Genomic DNA, 17,284 nt, shown 5'->3' with positions numbered 1-17,284 from the left:
CACTTGTCCGGGCGCTTCGCCGCACGACTGGTCGTGTCGATCAGCGTCGCGGACGTGGGTCAGCGGATCTCGCTGCGCCGCCGGCTGCCAACGGGAGAGTACAGCGACGTCGTCGGCGTCCTCGAATCGTGGTCCGGCGGGACGCTGCGCGTCCGGCGGCGGGACGGCGAGGTCGTCGACGTCCCGGAGACGATCATGGTCGCGGCGAAGGTCGTGCCGCCCCGGCCGCCGCCGCGCCGCCGCCCGCGCGACGACGGCTGACCGGGCGCGCGGGCCCCGGATCCTCACCGGAACTCGATCCGGTCGAGCGCCCTGCGGGCGAGCGCGGCGGCCTCGGACGCGGCCTGGTCCGCCGGGCGTTTCGCGTCGTACCTGACCTGGACCACCACGTTGGCGCGGCGCGCCACGAGGCGCACCTCGGCCTCGCCGTCGCTCCGTCCGACCGAGACGCTCCGCCACGCCTCGTCGCCGAGTCCGGGGACGCCGCCGGTGGTGACCGTCCACTCGTCGGGGTGCGCGGCGCGCGACCGGGCGGCGTCGGCCTCGATCCGCAGCGCCGTGGCGTAGTCGTCGCGGATCTGCGCCGCCCCGCCGGAGGAGTTGGTGCGCTGGTCCAGGTCGAGCTGAAGCGCGAGGACGCGGTCGTCGGCGTCCCGGTAGCGGCAGTCGGACGATTCGGAGTACCTCATGTCGCGCTCGCGGGCGGCGGGCCGCCCGGGCGCGGGCAGCAGCCGCGCCGCGGTCGCGGGGTCGGCGACGGCGCAGGCGCGCGGGAGCTCGGTCGCCTCGTCGACGCCCGGCCACCACGTCTCCAGCCAGGGCCGCCACAGGAACACGCCCGCGCCGAGGAACACCGCGATCATCGCCCAGTACGTGATGCGGGCGGAGCGGTGCACGTTGTCGGTCACCCGCGGGCCGCGGGCCCCGGCGAGGGCGCGCATGGCGCGCAGCGTCTCGTCGAAGTCCGGGTCGCGGCCGAGGAGACCCTCGCGCGGCGCGGCCAGCATGGTCCGCCTCACGGCTTGGCCGCGCACCGTCACGACGCGTCCGAACAGGGTCGGCGTCACGGTCAGCTCGCTGATCTCCGACCACGCCATGCGCTTCGTCCTCCCCACGAGCCGGTTCCGGACGCCGACCGCGTCGGCGTCCGTGCGGCCGCGCAGCAGCTTGAGCACCATCGCCACCAGGAAGACGAGCCCCACGATCAGGGCGTTGTTGAGGAAGAACAGGCGGAACTCGCCGAACACCCGCACCTCGATGTAGGCGGCGGGGACCAGCAGCGGGACGGCCCACACCAGCGGGCGGCGCGACGGCCGCAGCGCCAGCGGCCGGCGCGCCGCCCCGCCCGTCTCGTCGCCGGTCTCGTCCTCGGTCGTACTGCGGTCGGCGGGCGGGACTGCCATATGCGTCTCCAGGGGGTCGGGAGCCAGGGAGCCAGGTTCGCGCAAAGCCCCTGGGACGCTCCACCGGAAAGCGCGGTTCAGGCGTACGGCGGTCGGATCCGGCCCGTCACGTCACGGGCTCGCCGAAGCGGCGGGCGAGGCCGGCGGCGACGCCGTCACGGCCTTGGCGGGCTGGGTCCGCTGGGTGTAGGTCTGGCCGGGCTGGAGCGGCTGCCCCTGGAACATCTCGGACACGGTGACGAACGTGAAGCCGCGCTTCTTCAGGCCGTCCACGACCTTCGGGATGGAGTCGACGCTCGGCTTGTGGATGTCGTGGAAGAGGACGATGCCGCCGCTCGCGGGCTCCTTGATCCCGACCCTGGTGTCGCGGGCGACGCTGCGGTACCGCCAGTCGAGCGTGTCCACGCTCCAGAGGATCAGCGGCATGCCGATGGCGCGTCCGACCTTCTTGTTCGTCGCCCCGTACGGGGGCCGCATCAGCGTCGGCGTCACCCCGGACGCGCCCTTGATCGCCGCCTGCGTCCGCTGGATCTGCGTCCGCAGCTCCCCGGCCGGCACCGAGGTCAGGTCGGGATGGGACCAGCTGTGGTTCGCCAGCTCGTGGCCCTCCAGCGACATCCGCCGTACCACGTCCGGGTGGGCGCCCACGTTCTCGCCCAGCATGAAGAACGTCGCGCGGACGCCGCGTCCCTTCAGCGTGTCGAGCAGCCGCGCCGTGTACGGGCCCGGGCCGTCGTCGAACGTCAGCGAGACGCACCTGGTCCGCAGGCAGTCGATCTTGCGGGGCGGCGGCGGGGCCGGCGCCGCCGGTCTCCGGTGTTTCAGCTCCGCTTGCTGGCCCGCCGTCCGCGCCTGCTTCTTGTCCGCGTGGCCGCAACCCGCGATGAGGAGGAGTCCCGCACCGATGATGATGAATTTCCTGTTTCGCACCACGCACCCCCGAAACGTGTTGCCTCGGGCGGCTTCCTACCCTGCGTAACAGTGGTGACACACGTCGTCATGGTCCGGTTGGCGGCCAGTCGGGCACCTCGGGGGGAAGGTCCTCGCTCACCCGCATCGGGAAGGCGGCGTCGCGCTTCTCCAGGAACGACGACACGCCCTCGCGGGCGTCGGGCGCGGCGCCGAGGACGGACATCAGGCGGGAGTCGGCGACGTGGGCGTCCCAGGGCGAGGGCGCCGACAGGCCCGACCACATCAGGCGGCGGATCGCGGCGACCGACACCGCCGAGGTGTTGTCGGCGATCTCGCGGGCGAGGGCGTAGGCGGCGGGGAGCAGGTCGGCGGGCGGGTGGACGCGCGAGACGAGGCGTCCGGCGAGCGCCTCGGCCGCGTCGAAGACGCGTCCTGTCACGGTCCATTCCATGGCCTGGGAGATCCCGACGATGCGCGGCAGGAACCAGCTCGACGCGGCCTCGGCGACGATCCCGCGGCGGGCGAAGACGAAGCCGAACCGGGCGTCCGCGCTCGCGAGCCGGACGTCCATCGGCAGCGTCATCGTCACGCCGACGCCGACGGCCGGGCCGTTGATCGCGCCGATGACGGGCTTCAGGCAGCGGGCGACGCGCAGCGCGACCGTGCCGCCGCCGTCGCGCGGCGTGCCGTCCGCGAGGACGTTGTCGCCCGCGAACATGTCCTTGGACTTGCCCTTGTCGAAGGTGTCGCCGCCGCGCCCGAGGTCGGCGCCCGCGCAGAACGCGCGTCCGGCGCCGGTGACGACGACCGCGCGCACCTCGTCGTCGGCGTCGACCCGGCCGAACGCGTCGAGCAGCTCGTCCCGCATGGCGTAGGTGTAGGCGTTCAGCTTGCGCGGACGGTTCAGGGTGACGGTCGCGATCCCGTCCCGGACCTGGTACTCGATCTCTGCGTACGGCACTCGCGGGCCCTCCTCGCACCGGGACGGAATTTGATTCTAGAACGCGGAGTGACGGGGGAAGCCCGCCGGGGTTAGGGAGATGTCCGATAAATTGTGACAGTGAACTGGGCCGTGACGACGTACGACTCCGCCTTCGGGTACGTCTCCGCGCACGGCGCCCCCCTGGTCGACCTGCTCGATCCGCAGCCCGGCGAACGGGTGATCGACCTCGGGTGCGGCACCGGGGCGTTCAGCGCGGAGATAGCCGAGCGGGGCGCCGAGGTACTGGGCATCGACGGCAGCGCCGAGATGGTGGCGCAGGCGACCGCGCTGCACCCCGGGCTGTCGTTCGTCGTCGGGGACGCCCACGACTTCATCGTCGGTGACTCGTTCGACGCGGTCGCCTCGAACGCGGCCCTGCACTGGATGACCCGCGACCCCGACGCGGTGATCGGACGCGTGCACGCCGCGCTGCGCCCCGGCGGGCGGTTCGTCGGCGAGCTCGGCGGCGCGGGCAACTGCGCGGAGCTGGTCGTCGCGATGCAGACCGCCTGGCGCGTGTTCGGCCTCGGCGAGCCCGAGCTGCCCTGGTACTTCCCGAGCCCGGCCGAGTACGCGACGAAGCTGGAGGACGCCGGGTTCACGCTGCGCCTGCTTGAGCACGCGGACCGTCCGACCCGGATGACCGAGGGGCCGAACGGCGCCGCCGACTGGGTCCGCGCGTACGCGGCGCGGGCGCTCGCGGACGTCCCGCCGGAGCTCGTCGACCCGCTGCTCGCCCGGGTGAACGACCTGGCCGCCCCGGCGCTGCGCCGCGAGTCCGGCTGGGTCGCCGACTACGTGCGGCTGCGGTTCGCGGCCGTCCGCAAGCCGGACGGGCCGGCGGTGCTGCCGATCGGCGCGCTGCCGTCCGACCACCCGCCGCTCTGACCGCCGCGGACGCCGCCTAGGGTTTGAGGCATGCTGCGGCTGCATGACGCGCGCACCGGGCTGGCCGGGCCGCCGCCCGGCGGCCCCGGGCTGCGCGTCCAGGTGCTGGACGGCGGCGGGCTCCGCGCCCCGGTGGTGGCCGACCTGCTGCGCCGGGTGGCGGAACGGGGCGGGCGCCGCGGCGTCCGGGTGGTGAGCGTCCCGTCGCCCGCCTCGGACGCGTGGGCCGACCACGGCATCGCGCCGTTCGAAGTGGCGGACGCGCCGCTCCCGGACGCCGACGTCTACGTGGGCGGCTCTGGCGGCCCCGAGGGTGCGGGGCTGTGGCTTGACGTGCCACCGGAGACGGCTGGCGGCGTGCCTTCCGATGACGCGCTGGCGGTGCGGCTGGCGATCCTGGAGGTCCCCTACCGGGAGCCGCTGGAGCTGACCGGGGCGCGGGCGGCGCGGGCCGCCGAGCGGCTGGACCGGTGGCGCGGGCAGGTCGCCGAGTGGGCGACGTCGCCGGGACGTCCGATGAACCGCGCGTACGCGACCGAGGCGGAGGCCGCGCTGGCGGACGACCTGGACGCGCCGGGCGCACTCGCCGTCCTCGACCGGCTCGCCGCCGACCCGGAGGTGCCGCCGGGCGCGAAGCTGGAGACGTTCATCCACGTCGACCTGCTGCTCGCGCTGGGCCTCGTGTCCGCGATCGGAAGCGCCTGATCAGGCGCCGGTCTGGTTGCCGGTGACGTCGGCGAGGGCGCCCTCGGCGAGCAGGTCGGTGATCGGACGGCGGAACACGTGGGCCGTCCCGCCGCCGGGCTGGCCGAACCACGGGACGGCCGTCCCGGTCAGCGTCTCCATCGGGCGCAGCAGCCGGTAGACGCGGTACGGACGGTCCTGCCATTCGGCCGGCAGCGACCGGTGCGGGTACGGGGTGCGGGCCGCGTAGGTGACGTTGCCGTCCGATCCCCCGTAGCGGTCGACCTCCGTCCCCGCGGGGAGTTCCACGACGTGGCGGTCGCGCAGGAGGGAGAGCGGGGGTTCGCCCTGGAGCGGCTCGAACGGACCGTCCTCCACGGTGTGGCGCGGGTCGAGGAGGAGGCGTCCCAGGAGATGGGCGGCGGCCTGCTCGGTGTCGTCGAACGCGACCTCCTTGCGGCGTTCGCCGTCGCGCATCTGGAACACCGCCCACCGTCCGCCGTCTGGGACGAGGCACCACACTCCTTCTGCCGTCTCCTTGATGCGGTACGTGGCGCGGTCCACGCGGAGCTGGTCGAGACGGTGCTGAAGGGTGTGCGTCCAGTCGGGCTCTACCTCCGTCCGGACGCGCTCTGGGACGGACCGTCCCGTCACGGCGGCGTTCGCGGTGTCCATGGTGTCGTCGTCGACGGCGGGCACCTCGAACCCGTTGGCGCGTATGTGCGCCACCAATTCGGCCTCTGGCGGGATGTCGTGTTCCTTCAGGTAATAGGCGACCGCGCCTGACCAGACCCACGTCCCGTCCGTGTGGAAGGTCAGCGGGACGGCGTCGCCCCTGGCCGGATCCAGCCTGTCGGGCGCCTTCGACCGCGCCGCCATGACGACCGGAGCCCGGCGCAGGTACTCGGTGACGCGCTCGACCTCGTCCGGCGGGACGGGCGGGCGCGACACGGCGGGACGTCCGCCGTCCGGGGCCGTGTGGTCGAAGATCCGCGCGCGCCGAAGGCCGGTGCCGGGGTCGGTGCGCGGCCGCGCGGTCGCGGCGGGCGGCGGCGGCCGGTCGGCGATGGTGTGCGGCGGCGGGCCGCCGAGCCGCCGCGTCATCCATTCCGGGACGTCGGCGCGCGGGAACCGGTCGAGCTCCCGGCGGACGTCGTCCGGCGTCGGCTCCGAGTTCCAGCGCGGCTCGTCGTCGTTGGTGAAACTCGCCCTGCACCTGACGGCCCCGTCCTCGTACACGACCTCGAAGTCGATGCGGAACCAGGTGGCCCCCTGGAAGGCGTGGGTGCCCGCGCGGAGCCGGTCGAGGAGGGTCCCGGCGGCGGCGGGGGGCGTCCAGGTCGTCATGGTGCCGTCCGCCCGGCTGCACATCATCGCGGGGAACTCCACGTGCCCGCCGACCGCCTGGTAGTAGCCGAACACCTTCCGCCACAGCGGCGGCGCATGGTCGGCGACCACGAGCGTGACCTGGTTGGACAGCAGCTCCATCTGCTCTACCGGGTTCATCGGCCCCGGGTCGGGCGCGGGACGTTCCGTGGGCGCGCGCCCGTCCAGCCGGTCGCGGAGCCAGGGCGGCATGTTCGCGCCGTCCCGAGGCAGGACGATCTGGTCGCGCCGCCAGCAGTCCGCCGGGATGGGCGGGTCCCACATCGGGTCGAAGTCGTAGTTGTAGAGAGCGCACGCTGAGTCGGGCTCGATGATGGCCACCATCGAGAACCACGTCCCCTGCTCGGACAGGTAGTGCGCCCGGCGGAGGTCCATCAGCAGGGCGGTCAGTTCCTGCGGGACGGTCTCCGCCGTCACCGTCTCGCCCTCCCCGGTGAGCACGGTCAGGGCGACGTCGTTGACGGCGACGGTCGCGATGCAGTGCAGGTCGATCCGCCGCCAGCCGGGCGGCGCGGTCCGCCGCGCGAACTCGACGACCCGGCCCTCCGCGTCAGCGATCCGCTCGCTCTGGCCCGTCACGCGCTGTGCCCCGTCACGCCGTGCGTCCCCCGTTCGTCCCGTCCGATGGCGCCTGCCGGGCAGATTAGCCGCACGAATCCACACTTGGCGGAGGGACCGGGGCGTTGACAACGTTCAGCGGAGGTTAACGTCGTGTCGTGCCGACCGCAGTCTCAGAGTCACCCGCCCCCGCGACCCCCGAACCGCCGTCCCCGGCGCGGCGCCGCCGCCGCGCGCGCACGCTGGTCGCGGCCGCCGCCGCGGTCGCGGTGCTGCTGTGCGCGGCCGTCGGGGGGATCGGCTGGTACTTCGCGGGCGTCGCGACCCAGGTGGACCATTCCGAGGAGTATCCGCTCACCGTGGCGGACGTCGCGAACGGCACCGTCACGCTGCCGCGCGAGGCGTCGACCGAACGCCCGGGGACGTGGGCGCTCGCCTGGAAGGGCGGCCGCGCCCTCCTCGGCCCCGTCATCCGGCGGGACGGCGACCATGTCGTCCGCAAGGTCGACTCGGTGGTCCAGGGGACCTTGGCCAAGGGGACGCGCGCGACCATCGACCACTGGGTGTACGGCGACGACCCCAAGAAGTCGCTCGGCCTCGATTTCCAGGACGTCGCCTATCCGTCGAAGGTCGGCCCGATGCCCGCGTGGCTGGTGCCGGGCCGGTCGCCGGAGAGCACGTGGGTCATCGGCGTCCACGGACGGAACGCGGACAAGATCGAGACGATGCGTGCCATGCGCGCCGTGCACGCGCTCGGGCTCCCCATGCTGTCCATCGCGTACCGGAACGACGTGGGCGCGCCGCCGTCCCCCGACCGCAAGAACCATCTCGGCGACACGGAATGGAACGAGGTCGTCTCCGCGATGGCCTACGCGCGCGCACACGGCGCGACCGGTGTCGTCCTGTACGGGTGGTCGATGGGCGGCGCGATGGTCATGACGGCCCTGCGCGACGACCCGTCGTTCGTGCGCGGCGTCGTCCTGGACTCCCCCGTCATGGACTGGAGCGCCACCCTCGACAAGCAGGGCTCCGCGCGCAGCCTGCCGCCGTTCATCACGGACGTAGCAAAACAGGTCCTGCAATGGCGGATCGGGATCGACCTGTCGGACTACGACCAGCGCCGTTACGCGCCGAGGCTGCGGACGCCCGTCCTGCTCTACACCGCGAAGGACGACGGGACCGTCGCCAACGGCCCCGCCTTCGCCTTCGCCAGGACGGCGCCGCCCGGCACGGTCACCCACGTCAAGGCGGACGGCGGCCACACCGAGGCGTGGAACGTCGACCCCGCCGCCTACGAACGCGCCCTCACGGCCTTCCTCAGGACGGCCGTCACGACGGCCGGGTGACCTCCAGCAGCGTCTTGCCGACGGTCGTCCGCGCCTCGATGGCGGCGTGCGCGGCGGCCGCGTCCTCCAGCGGGAAGCGCTGCCCGATCACCGGCCTGAGCCGTCCGGCGGCGGCCTCGGCGAGCGCGCTCCGCGTGAACTCCCGCAACTCCTCGGGCGTGGCCGCCGGACGGACCAGCGTCACCCCGCGCTCCGCCGCGTCCTCGTCCTTGACGTCCGCCCACTCGCCGCTCGCCAACCCGAAGCTGACCATCCGGCCGCCGCGCCGGAGCAGCGTGAACGCCTCGCGCGCCACGTCCCCGCCGACGCCGTCGAACACCACGTCCACCGGGCCAGCCTTCCCGGCCCAGCCCGGCTCGCGGTAGTCGACGGTCTCGTCGGCGCCCAGCCGCGCCGCCGCCTCCGCCTTGCCCGGACCACCGGCCGCCGCGACGACCGTCGCGCCCGCCGCCTTCGCCAACTGGACGAGCAGCGACCCGACCCCGCCCGCGGCGGCCTCCACCAGCACCCGCTCCCCGGCCTTCGGCCGGGCGGCGCGCAGCATCATCGTCGCCGTCCGGCCGTCCGCGAGCAGCGCCACCGCGTCGTCGAGGGGCAGGCCGTCCGGCACGTCGAACACCTCGGCCGCGTCGACGGCGGCCAGCTCCGCGTACCCGCCCGTGCCGCCGGTGGACGTCACGACCCGGCGTCCGACAAGCCCCTCGGCCACGCCCGGCCCGACCGCCGTGACGACGCCGCCGACCCCGTTGCCCGGGACGACGGGCGGCTCCCACCGGATCGGTATCGGGCTCGTCCCCGACCGCACCTGCGTCTCCACAAACGTGATGTTGGCGAACTCGACCGCCACCAGCACCTGCCCCTCCCCAGGCTCCGGATCGGGCGCGTCGCCCGCCTCCAGCACCTCCGGCCCGCCGAACTCCCGCAACCACACAGCCCGCATCAGCAACCCCTTCGATCACGCTTTCCAAGGGCAGCGTGTTACCTCAAGCCCGGTCGAGGTCAAGCCGTTCCCAACGAATCCCTTTTCTCGTCACACGCACCTCTGTAAGCTTTCGCGCGTATTCCGCCCCGTTGTCGGCTGCCGCTCAGGGATGGCGATGCGCGCCCGGTTGGTTCTCCCCCCTCGACTGGGATCCCACCGCGCCGACCGGCTGCCCGCCGTCCTCGCCCTCTGCGCCCTCGCGGTCGCGGGCTGTGGCTCGTCGCACTCGGGGTCCGGCGGCGAACTCGCCCCGAACGGCTCCTTCGACACGGGCGCGGCGCCGTCCCAGGCCGCCGCGGCGCCGTCCGCGATCCCGACGGAGCGCCTCTTCAAGACCGCCCTGAAGCGCTACCGCGAGTTCCAGGCCGCCTACAAGAAGGCCTACGAGACCAACGACCCCACCGCCCTCTCCGCCGTCGCCATGGACCCCCTCCTCAGCGAGGTCACCCGGGACGTCGAGGCCACGAAGGCCAAGGGCGAGATCTGGCGCTTCACCAACACGCTCAACCCGCGCGTGTACGCGCGCGCCACGGACAACACGAAGGTCTACGTCATCGACTGCGTCCGCACCCTCGCCGCCTACCGCTTCTCCGCGACGACCGGCAAACGGACGGGCGAGCTCCCGGGCGGCACCTACGCCTACCGGGCCACCGTCCAGTACGACTCCGGCGTCTGGAAGGTCGCCGCGAACGTCAAGGACCGTCCATGCTGACGACCGGCAGGGAAGGACACGCGATGCCTCCGCACCCCCGCACCCGGCGCCGCGCGGCCGCCGCCACCATCACGGCGACCGCGCTGGCCATCCCCTTGTCGACCGCCGTTCCCGCGCAGGCCGCGCCCTGCCACAAGACGGGCACCGGCGGAACCTGCAACGTGGTCGTCCGCGTGCCCGGCTCGCACGGCGGCGGTGGCGGCGGGACCGGTGGCGGCTCGGGCGGCGGCGGCCCCGTGCTGCCCCCTCCGCCGGAGGGCCTGACCCCCGACGAGGCCCAGGGCTTCGTGCCCGCGCCCGGCGGTCCCGCGCCGCTCCAGGCGGCGCCCACCACCACGGCCGACCTCGTCCTCCGCGCCCGCGCGGCGACCGAGTTCCCCGTGCCCGTCGTGCACACCGCCCCCAAGGACAAGACCTACGTCGCCCTGAAGACGTCCCTGTGGGTGGACGGCTACCACGACGTGGAGACCGAGCCGATCTCGGAGGGCGGGCAGACCGTCCAGTTGAAGGGGACGGTCCAGGGAGTGGTCTGGGACCTGGGCGAGAAGCAGATCAAGTGCGAGGACGGCGGCACCGAGGACGGCAGGACCTGCCACTACGCCTACACCCGGTCGTCGGCCGGGCAGCCGGACGGCAAGTACCAGATCACCGCGACCATCACCTGGTCCGTCGCCTGGACGTGCGACGGCGCGGCCTGCGACGCGGCCGGGGGCACCCTCGACGGCCAGACGATGACCTCGGCTCCCTCGCCGCTCGTCGTGAGCGAGATACAGACGAACACCGGACAGTGATCGGGGCGCTGGTAGGATCGCGGCCGATGCGTGGGCGGTGGGAGTGACCGCTCCCCGCCCCGGCGTGACGCGGCCGATCCCAGGTCGGCGCAGGATCCCGTCCGCCCGCACGTCCACAGTTAGGGTCCCCGGTGTCGTTCTTCCCGCTGGCCGTCCGCCGTCCCACGGCCCGGGCCGTGCTGGCCGCCGTCAAGGGGAACCGGCTGTTCACCGCGGTGCTGGTCGCGGGCGTGGTGCTGCGCGTCGTCGCGATGCTCGGGTTCCGCGGGGTCCTGTGGTTCAACGACAGCTACGACTTCGTCCGGATCGCCGACGACCCGTTCCCGCATCCGCTGCGCCCGTCCGGCTACGGGATCTTCCTCTGGACGCTCAAGCCGTTCCACAGCCTGGCGCTGGTCACGGCGCTGCAGCACGCGGCGGTCGTCGGGCTGGCGGCGGCCGGGTACCGGATGCTCGTCCGCGACTTCGACGTGCGGCGGGCGTGGGCGGCGGTGGCCGTCGCGCCGCTGCTCCTTGACGCCTACCAGCTCGAACTCGAACACCTCCTGCTGTCGGACACGCTGTTCACCGTCCTCGCGCTCGGGGCCACGCTGGTGCTCGCGAAGCCGGGCGCGACGGGGTGGCGGCGGGCCGCGCTCGTCGGGACGCTCCTCGGCGTCGCGGCCGTCACCCGCACGGTCGGGGTCCCGCTGTTCCTGATCGCGCTGGTGTACCTGGCGGTCAGGCGGACGCGCTGGCCCGCGTACGCGGCGCTCGCGGTGACGTTCGCGCTGCCGGTCGGCGCGTACGCGACGTGGTACCAGCAGGAGCACGGCCGGTTCGGGATGACCGGCGTCGACGGCATCTTCCTCTGGGGCCGGACGGCGGCGTTCGCCGACTGCGACGCCCACACCCCGCCCGCCGACCTGGCGAGCCTGTGCCCGCACGGGCCGAAGGGCGACCGGCCCGCCTCGTCCCACCAGATCTGGGAGGAGGGCTCGCCGACCGGGTGGACCGACGGGGGCGCGTTCGACCCGGGCACCAACGCGCGGGCGCAGCGGTTCGCGTTCTGGGCGATCCGGAACCAGCCGTTCGACTACGTGAAGGTCGCCTCGTACGACTTCTTCGTCCGGACGTTCGCGTGGCACCGCAGCCGGTACCCGACCGTGGGCACCGAGGCGCGCTACCACTTCCCGACGAAGCCGACCGCGCGCAAGCCCGAACTGCCGGTCTACGGCGGCGGCACCAGGCGGACGGTCGTGTACGAGTACTCGCACGGCACCGGACGCACCCACATCGTCGAGCCCTACGCGGGCCTCATGCGCGACTACCAGGAACGGGTCAGCGTTCCGGGGACGGTGCTCGGGCTCGTCCTGCTCGCGGGCGCGGCGGGGATCGTGTGGCGGCGCGCGCGCGCACGAACGGCCCTGTTCTGGACGTCGGCGGTGATGCTCCTGGCGATCCCGCCCGCCACGGTGGACTTCGACTACCGCTACCTGCTGCCCGCCCTGCCGTTCGCGTGTTTCGCGGCGGCGGCCGCGTGGGGGCGGCGGGTGCCGTCCGGGCGGCCGAAGGCCCCGCCGAAGGAGACCCCGGACGAGAAGGAACCCCAGCCCGCCGCCACCCCCTGAGCCGGTCAGGCCGTCCCTGTCCGGGACGTTCGGCCGCGTCCCCGCCCTGGGGCCTCTCGCGCTAGAGGCCGAGGCGGGCGGCGGCCACCTTCTTCGGGACGACCATCCGCCACGCCTCCACGACCAGTTCGCGCATCTCGGGCTCGTCGAGGGCGGACGTCCACGCGTGCACCCAGTTGAAGCGCATGTCCGACTCGCCGGGGAGGTGGAACTTCGCCGGTTCCGACGCGACCAGCGCGGCGCGCTCCTCCTTCGGGAACGCGAAGCCCATGACGGTCTCGTCCCGCGAGAAGGCGACGTAGACGATCGCGCCGACGCGGAACTTCACCCGGTCCCTGATGAGGTGCTCGGACGTGCGCGGCAGCGTCAGCGCGAGCGCCCGCACCTGCTCCACTGTGATCATCATGTCCTCCTGTGGCCGTGCCCCCGCCGGGTGTCTCCAGCCAACCATCCCGAATCGCATGATCTTGATAGATTTCGGGGTCGGGGAGGCGTTATGACCGGAGCGGAGCGAGGATCATGACGACCCCTCCGGGGGTCTGGGGGTCGCCCCCCAGGAAGGCAGGGCTCGGTGGACGAACTGGTGCGGTGGCGGACGGAGCGCGGGGCGGTCGTCGTGGAGACCGACGACCGGGAGCCGGGGTTCCAGTCGGTGTCCCGCGCGGGCGACATGATCCACGACGCGGCGGCCTCCTTCGAGGAGGCGTTCCAGAGCATCAGGGACGCGGCCGACTCCGCGCTCGCGGCGCTGCGCGGCGGCGCCGCCGACCCGGACGGGGTCGAGCTGGAGTTCGGCGTGAAGCTCAACGCGGCGGCCGGGGCGGTGATCGCCAAGACCTCCGTCGAGGGGCAGCTCAAGGTCAAGCTGACCTGGGGCCGCCCGCCCGCCGGGGCCGCCGGGACCGGCGAGGAGGGGGCGTAGCCGCATCGTGGACGACTGGCAGTGGCGCGCCTGGGTCGGCCCGCCCGGCGGCGGCAAGGTCGGCGCGGCCTTCCTCGTCACCGCGGACCGGCTGCTGACCTGCGCGCACTCCGTCCGCGGCCTGGCGGAGGCGCGGGTCGGCTTCCCCGGCCTGCGCGAGGACCTGCCCGTCCGGGTGACGCACGTCGGCGGCTGGCGCCGCGCGGGCGACCTCGGCGACGTCGCGGTGCTCGAACTGCGCGAGCCCGTCCCGTACGCGCCCGCGCGGCTCGCCGCGCCCGACGACCCGCGCGTCGCCGGGCGGACGTTCGGCGTGTGGGGCTTCCCCCGGCGGCACGACGGGAACGAGCGGCACGCGACCGTGACGACGTCCCCGCACCGCGGCATGCGGCAGGAGTGGTGGGAGCTGAAGACCGGTCCGGGCGACTGGCTGGAGGAGGGCTACAGCGGGTCCGCCGTGTACGACACGGAGACGGGCGAGGTCATCGGGATGGTGACGAACGCGGAGCTGCGGCACGGCGGCGACCGCGCCGACCTCGGCTGGATGCTGCCGCTCGCCAGCCTCCGCGCGCACTGGGAGCCGCTCGACGACCTGCTCCCGCTGCGCTGGGCGTCCCCGGAGGCGCGCCGCGAGCTGCGCGAGCTGCTGGACGGCGTCCGCTTCACCGACCCGCTCGCCGCCGCCCTCGCGGGGACGGTCGGCCGCCCCGCGGTCGGCGGCTTCCGGTCCGCGTGGGCGTCGGTGCGGTACGTGGCGGAGGGGCTGGCGGAGGAGCGGCTCGTCCGGTACCTGGCGGCGCTCGGACGGCACCTGCCGGAGGCGCGGCGGCAGCGGCTCACCGCCTGGTCCGCCCGGCACCTGCCGGGCGCCGCGCCCGCGCCGGAGCGCGCCGATCCCGCGTCGGTGATCGTCCGGCTGGAGCGGGTGACGTTCGACAACGCCTTCGACGTCGCCGTGCAGACGTGGATCGACGGGGCGGAGGGCCCGTCGCGCCCGGTCGAGCGGGTGCCGGAGCGCAGGGTGCGGGCGGTCGTCGAGGAGGGCGTCGCGGCGGTCGCGCCCGCGCTGATCGGCCGCGACTGGATGATCGAGTTCGCGGTGCCGGAGAGCTGGCTCGGCAGGCCGTTCGAGCAGTGGTACGTCGACGCGCGCAACCGGATCCCGATGCGCCGGTACCCGGTGGTGGTGCGGGACGTGGAGCGCCTGCGCCCCGGCTCGATCCGCCGCGACCAGGCCCACCACCGCTGGCGGCTGCTGACCGAGCGGGGCCGCAGCGAGCCGCACCGGGTCGCCTGCGACGCGCCGCGCCGGGGCGGCGACTTCGAGCGCTGGCTTGAGGCGCACGTCGACTTCTCCGTGCTCGTCTACGGGTCGCGTCCGATGAAGACGTGGCTGAAGGCGGCGCTGAACAACGGCATCCCCGTCATGCTGTGGACGCGCGAGCAGTGCGGCGCGCCCACCCACGACGACTGCCGGGGGCACCGCGTCCTGGACGAGCTGACCGCAGCGGTCGGCGGCAAGGCGCCCGCCGAACTGCCGCGCATCGCGCTCGCGCTGCGCAAGGAGGCGCTCGTCGCGCCGGACGGCGAGCCGCACTGCGGACGCGCCCTCACCCTGCTCTGGGACGACCCGTCCCGCCTCCCCGACCCGCCCCTCGCCATGGAGGTATAGGTGCCCGACTGGCTGCTCTACACCGGGAGCCGTCGCCCGCACGACGGGATCGACCGGCTGCCTCCGCCGCCGCCCTGGCGCGCGTTCGACGGCGGGCCGGTGCTGCCGCACCCGGAGGGCGGTTCGGGCAACACGCACCAGGCGACGACGTACCGCCCGTCGGACGACGCCGTACAGCAGGTCAACGCCGCCTTGTATCTGCGCCGTCCGCTGTTGGTGACGGGTCCGCCCGGTACGGGGAAGTCGACGCTCGCATACGCGGTGGCCCACGAACTGGGGCTCGGGCCCGTCCTGCACTGGCCCATCACCAGCCGGACGACGCTGCGCGACGGCCTCTACCAGTACGACCCCCTCACCCGCCTGTACGCGGCCGGACGCGACACGTCCCCGGCGGCCGACGAGGACATCGGCCGCTTCATCCGCCTCGGCCCCCTCGGCACGGCGCTGCTGCCCTACCGGCGGCCCCGCGTCCTGCTCGTGGACGAGATCGACAAGAGCGACATCGACCTGCCCAACGACCTCCTCACGACCTTCGAGAAGGGCGAGTACGAGCTGCCGGAGCTGTCCCGCCGCGCCGACCCGTCCGCCGAGGTGATGACGGCCGACGGGCCGGGCGCCCGCGTCACCGTCACCGCCGGGACCGTCCGCTGCCGCGCGTTCCCGCTGGTCGTGCTGACCAGCAACGGCGAGCGCGAGTTCCCGCCCGCGTTCCTGCGCCGGTGCGTCACGGTCGAGCTGCGGCAGCCGTCCGGGGAGGCGGAGCTGGCGGCGATCGTCCGCGAGCACCTCGGGCCGCTCGCCGACCGCAGCGACGACCTCGTCCGGCGGTTCCTCGAACGGGCCGCGTCCGGGACGCTGGCGACCGACCAGCTCCTCAACGCCGTCTACCTGTGCCGCCACGCCGACGCCGAGGACCGCCGGGCCCTCGCCGACCGCGTCATGCCGAACCTCGCGGGGCCCGTCGATGACGATTGACCGGCTCCGGGACGCGCTGTCGGCCACCGGCCCCCCGCCCGACGCCCTTGAGCTGAGCGAGATCCTGTGGCTCGCCTGCCACATCACCCCGCCCGACGACGAGCCCTCGCCGGAGCCGCTCCCGGCGGTTCCACGGGTGGCCGAGGAGCCGCCTCCGCGTCCGGACGCCGCGCCCGGCCCGCGTCCCGCGCCCGAGGCGCTGTCCCCGCTCCATCCCCGCGCCGCGCCAGAGGCGCGCGAAGGGCCCGCGGCCGTGCCCGAGCGGGGCGGGGAGGCGGCGGAGGTGCTCGTCCCGACCGCGCCGATGCTCGCGGACCCGCTCGGCGTGCAGCGGGCGCTGCGCCCGCTGAAGCGGCGCGTCCCGTCGCGGCACCGGTTCGGGCTGGACGAGGACGCGACGGCCGCCCGCGTCGCCGACACCGGGGTGTGGACGCCGGTGCTCGTCCCCGAACCCGAGCGCTGGCTGTCGCTCACCTTCGTCGTCGACACCGGTCCGACGATGCGGCTGTGGCGGCCGCTCGCCCGCGAGCTGACCGAGACGCTGCTGCGCCAGGGCGCGTTCCGGGACGTCCACGTCGCCTACCTCGACACCACCGGAGGCGTCGCCGCCACCCCCGGCGCGCCGTGCCAGGACCCCGGCACGCTGCTCGACGCGTCCGGCCGCCGCGCCGTGCTCGTCCTGTCGGACTGCTCGGGCCCGCACTGGTGGGACGGACGCGCCGCGCGGGCCGTCCGGCGCTGGGCGCGGGCCGGGCCGACCGCGCTCCTCCAGCCGCTCGCCGAGCGCCTCTGGCGGCGCACCGCCGCCCCGGCCGTGCCGGGGGTCGCGGTCCTGCCCCGTCCGGGCGCGCCGAACACGGACCTGCGGTTCGTCCCGTACGACGGGGACGCGAAGGCGGGCGTGCCCGTGCCCGTCCTGGAGGTGGCGCCGCGCTGGTTCGGCGCGTGGGCCCGGCTCGTCTCCGGCTCCGACCCGCAGCCCGCCGCCGTCGCGACGCTGCCCGCCCGGCCGCCCGCCGCCGCGGCGCCCGTGCGGCGCGAACGCGAACTGCCGGTCGGCGAGCGCGTCCGCCGGTTCCTCGCCACGGCGTCCGCGGACGCGGCCGAACTCGCCGCGCACGTCGCGGTCTCCGTCCCGTCCCTGCCGGTGATGCGGCTGATCCAGCACCGGATCCTCGGCGGCTCAGGCCCGGGGCAGCTCGCCGAGGTGCTGCTGAGCGGGCTGCTGCGCCCGGTCGGCGGGGTGCGCTACGAGTTCGTGCCGGGCGCCCGGGAGGCGCTGCTCGACACGCTCCCGCGCCCGGAGGGGCTGCACACGCGGCACGTCCTGGAGGCGGTCTCCGCCGAGATCGAACGCCGCGCCGGAACGTCCGGCGAACGCTTCCGCGCCCTCCTCCCCACCGACGGCGGCCCGGTGAAGCTCACGGCCGACACCGACCACTTCGCCCTCCTCACCCCCGA

The 17,284-nt window shown here is 74.5% G+C and carries 17 protein-coding genes; 11 read left to right on the top strand and 6 right to left on the bottom strand.

Annotated elements, in window-relative coordinates; genetic code table 11:
• The first annotated feature begins 3 nt into the window (after positions 1 to 3).
• On the top strand, positions 4 to 261 hold the full coding sequence (locus ACH01S_RS14675) for a putative acetyltransferase (RefSeq protein WP_174564877.1): 258 nt from the start codon (positions 4 to 6) through the stop codon (positions 259 to 261).
• Positions 262 to 284: 23 nt separating this feature from the next.
• Here the strand turns inward: ACH01S_RS14675 and ACH01S_RS14670 are convergent, their stop codons facing one another.
• The 3 genes from ACH01S_RS14670 to ACH01S_RS14660 form a co-directional block, all read right to left on the bottom strand.
• Complete coding sequence (locus ACH01S_RS14670) at positions 285 to 1,403, bottom strand: hypothetical protein (RefSeq protein WP_067890971.1); 1,119 nt, start codon at positions 1,401 to 1,403, stop codon at positions 285 to 287.
• 111 nt (positions 1,404 to 1,514) lie between these two features.
• Positions 1,515 to 2,333: a polysaccharide deacetylase family protein gene (locus ACH01S_RS14665; protein ID WP_067890968.1), complete on the bottom strand. Its 819-nt coding sequence runs from the start codon at positions 2,331 to 2,333 to the stop codon at positions 1,515 to 1,517.
• Between the two features lie 67 nt (positions 2,334 to 2,400).
• Positions 2,401 to 3,276, bottom strand: a complete 876-nt coding sequence (locus ACH01S_RS14660; RefSeq protein WP_067890965.1) for a crotonase/enoyl-CoA hydratase family protein — start codon at positions 3,274 to 3,276, stop codon at positions 2,401 to 2,403.
• Positions 3,277 to 3,375: 99 nt separating this feature from the next.
• Between ACH01S_RS14660 and ACH01S_RS14655 the strand changes: the two genes are divergently transcribed.
• Both ACH01S_RS14655 and ACH01S_RS14650 read left to right on the top strand, forming a co-directional pair.
• Positions 3,376 to 4,185 carry a class I SAM-dependent methyltransferase gene (locus ACH01S_RS14655; protein ID WP_067890962.1) on the top strand — a complete coding sequence of 270 codons (810 nt, stop codon included), beginning with the start codon at positions 3,376 to 3,378 and terminating at the stop codon, positions 4,183 to 4,185.
• Between the two features lie 30 nt (positions 4,186 to 4,215).
• Entirely contained in the window at positions 4,216 to 4,890 is a 675-nt protein-coding gene (locus ACH01S_RS14650; RefSeq protein WP_067890959.1) for a hypothetical protein, read from the top strand.
• Here the strand turns inward: ACH01S_RS14650 and ACH01S_RS14645 are convergent, their stop codons facing one another.
• Entirely contained in the window at positions 4,891 to 6,834 is a 1,944-nt protein-coding gene (locus tag ACH01S_RS14645; protein WP_246236629.1) for a TNT domain-containing protein, read from the bottom strand.
• A gap of 137 nt (positions 6,835 to 6,971) precedes the next feature.
• Between ACH01S_RS14645 and ACH01S_RS45960 the strand changes: the two genes are divergently transcribed.
• Positions 6,972 to 8,159, top strand: a complete 1,188-nt coding sequence (locus ACH01S_RS45960) for an alpha/beta hydrolase family protein (protein ID WP_083980691.1) — start codon at positions 6,972 to 6,974, stop codon at positions 8,157 to 8,159.
• On the opposite strand, the gene ACH01S_RS14635 is transcribed toward ACH01S_RS45960, so the two are convergent.
• Positions 8,143 to 9,099 (bottom strand): zinc-binding dehydrogenase, encoded by a 957-nt coding sequence (locus ACH01S_RS14635; protein ID WP_067890956.1) that lies wholly within the window; start codon positions 9,097 to 9,099, stop codon positions 8,143 to 8,145. The two genes, ACH01S_RS45960 and ACH01S_RS14635, sit on opposite strands and share 17 nt — an antisense overlap.
• A 157-nt stretch (positions 9,100 to 9,256) precedes the next feature.
• Between ACH01S_RS14635 and ACH01S_RS14630 the strand changes: the two genes are divergently transcribed.
• The 3 genes from ACH01S_RS14630 (at position 9,257) to ACH01S_RS14620 (ending at position 12,254) form a co-directional block, all read left to right on the top strand.
• Positions 9,257 to 9,853: a hypothetical protein gene (locus ACH01S_RS14630; RefSeq protein ID WP_148344322.1), complete on the top strand. Its 597-nt coding sequence runs from the start codon at positions 9,257 to 9,259 to the stop codon at positions 9,851 to 9,853.
• Between the two features lie 23 nt (positions 9,854 to 9,876).
• Positions 9,877 to 10,644, top strand: a complete 768-nt coding sequence (locus ACH01S_RS14625) for a hypothetical protein (RefSeq protein ID WP_148344321.1) — start codon at positions 9,877 to 9,879, stop codon at positions 10,642 to 10,644.
• A gap of 131 nt (positions 10,645 to 10,775) precedes the next feature.
• Positions 10,776 to 12,254 carry a hypothetical protein gene (locus ACH01S_RS14620; RefSeq protein WP_067890947.1) on the top strand — a complete coding sequence of 493 codons (1,479 nt, stop codon included), beginning with the start codon at positions 10,776 to 10,778 and terminating at the stop codon, positions 12,252 to 12,254.
• 61 nt (positions 12,255 to 12,315) lie between these two features.
• Here ACH01S_RS14620 and ACH01S_RS14615 read toward each other — a convergent pair whose 3' ends face one another.
• Positions 12,316 to 12,660, bottom strand: a complete 345-nt coding sequence (locus ACH01S_RS14615; protein ID WP_246236628.1) for an MmcQ/YjbR family DNA-binding protein — start codon at positions 12,658 to 12,660, stop codon at positions 12,316 to 12,318.
• Between the two features lie 165 nt (positions 12,661 to 12,825).
• Here ACH01S_RS14615 and ACH01S_RS14610 point away from each other — a divergent pair, with 165 nt between their 5' ends.
• From ACH01S_RS14610 to ACH01S_RS14595, 4 genes are all read left to right on the top strand, one after another.
• Positions 12,826 to 13,176, top strand: a complete 351-nt coding sequence (locus ACH01S_RS14610; protein ID WP_067890944.1) for a CU044_2847 family protein — start codon at positions 12,826 to 12,828, stop codon at positions 13,174 to 13,176.
• 7 nt (positions 13,177 to 13,183) lie between these two features.
• Positions 13,184 to 14,848 carry a VMAP-C domain-containing protein gene (locus tag ACH01S_RS14605; RefSeq protein ID WP_067890941.1) on the top strand — a complete coding sequence of 555 codons (1,665 nt, stop codon included), beginning with the start codon at positions 13,184 to 13,186 and terminating at the stop codon, positions 14,846 to 14,848.
• Positions 14,849 to 15,823, top strand: coding sequence for an AAA family ATPase (locus ACH01S_RS14600; RefSeq protein WP_067890938.1), 975 nt, complete (start codon positions 14,849 to 14,851; stop codon positions 15,821 to 15,823).
• On the top strand, positions 15,813 to 17,284 hold a 1,472-nt coding region (locus ACH01S_RS14595; RefSeq protein WP_303621468.1), incomplete at its 3' end, for an SAV_2336 N-terminal domain-related protein. The genes ACH01S_RS14600 and ACH01S_RS14595, both read left to right, overlap by 11 nt.

Source organism: Actinomadura chibensis NBRC 106107, from assembly GCF_001552135.1.
In the GTDB taxonomy this organism is placed as follows: domain Bacteria; phylum Actinomycetota; class Actinomycetes; order Streptosporangiales; family Streptosporangiaceae; genus Spirillospora; species Spirillospora chibensis.
This window is presented reverse-complemented; position numbering and strand designations above follow the sequence as displayed.

Bases quoted from the DNA above. Each gene is read 5' to 3' on its own strand.
- ACH01S_RS14670 (WP_067890971.1), bottom strand. From the start codon at position 1,403: ATGGCAGTCCCGCCCGCCGACCGCAGTACGACCGAGGACGAGACCGGC.
- ACH01S_RS14650 (WP_067890959.1), top strand. From the start codon at position 4,216: ATGCTGCGGCTGCATGACGCGCGCACCGGGCTGGCCGGGCCGCCGCCC.
- ACH01S_RS14635 (WP_067890956.1), bottom strand. From the start codon at position 9,099: ATGCGGGCTGTGTGGTTGCGGGAGTTCGGCGGGCCGGAGGTGCTGGAG.
- ACH01S_RS14630 (WP_148344322.1), top strand. From the start codon at position 9,257: ATGCGCGCCCGGTTGGTTCTCCCCCCTCGACTGGGATCCCACCGCGCC.
- ACH01S_RS14625 (WP_148344321.1), top strand. From the start codon at position 9,877: ATGCCTCCGCACCCCCGCACCCGGCGCCGCGCGGCCGCCGCCACCATC.
- ACH01S_RS14615 (WP_246236628.1), bottom strand. From the start codon at position 12,660: ATGATGATCACAGTGGAGCAGGTGCGGGCGCTCGCGCTGACGCTGCCG.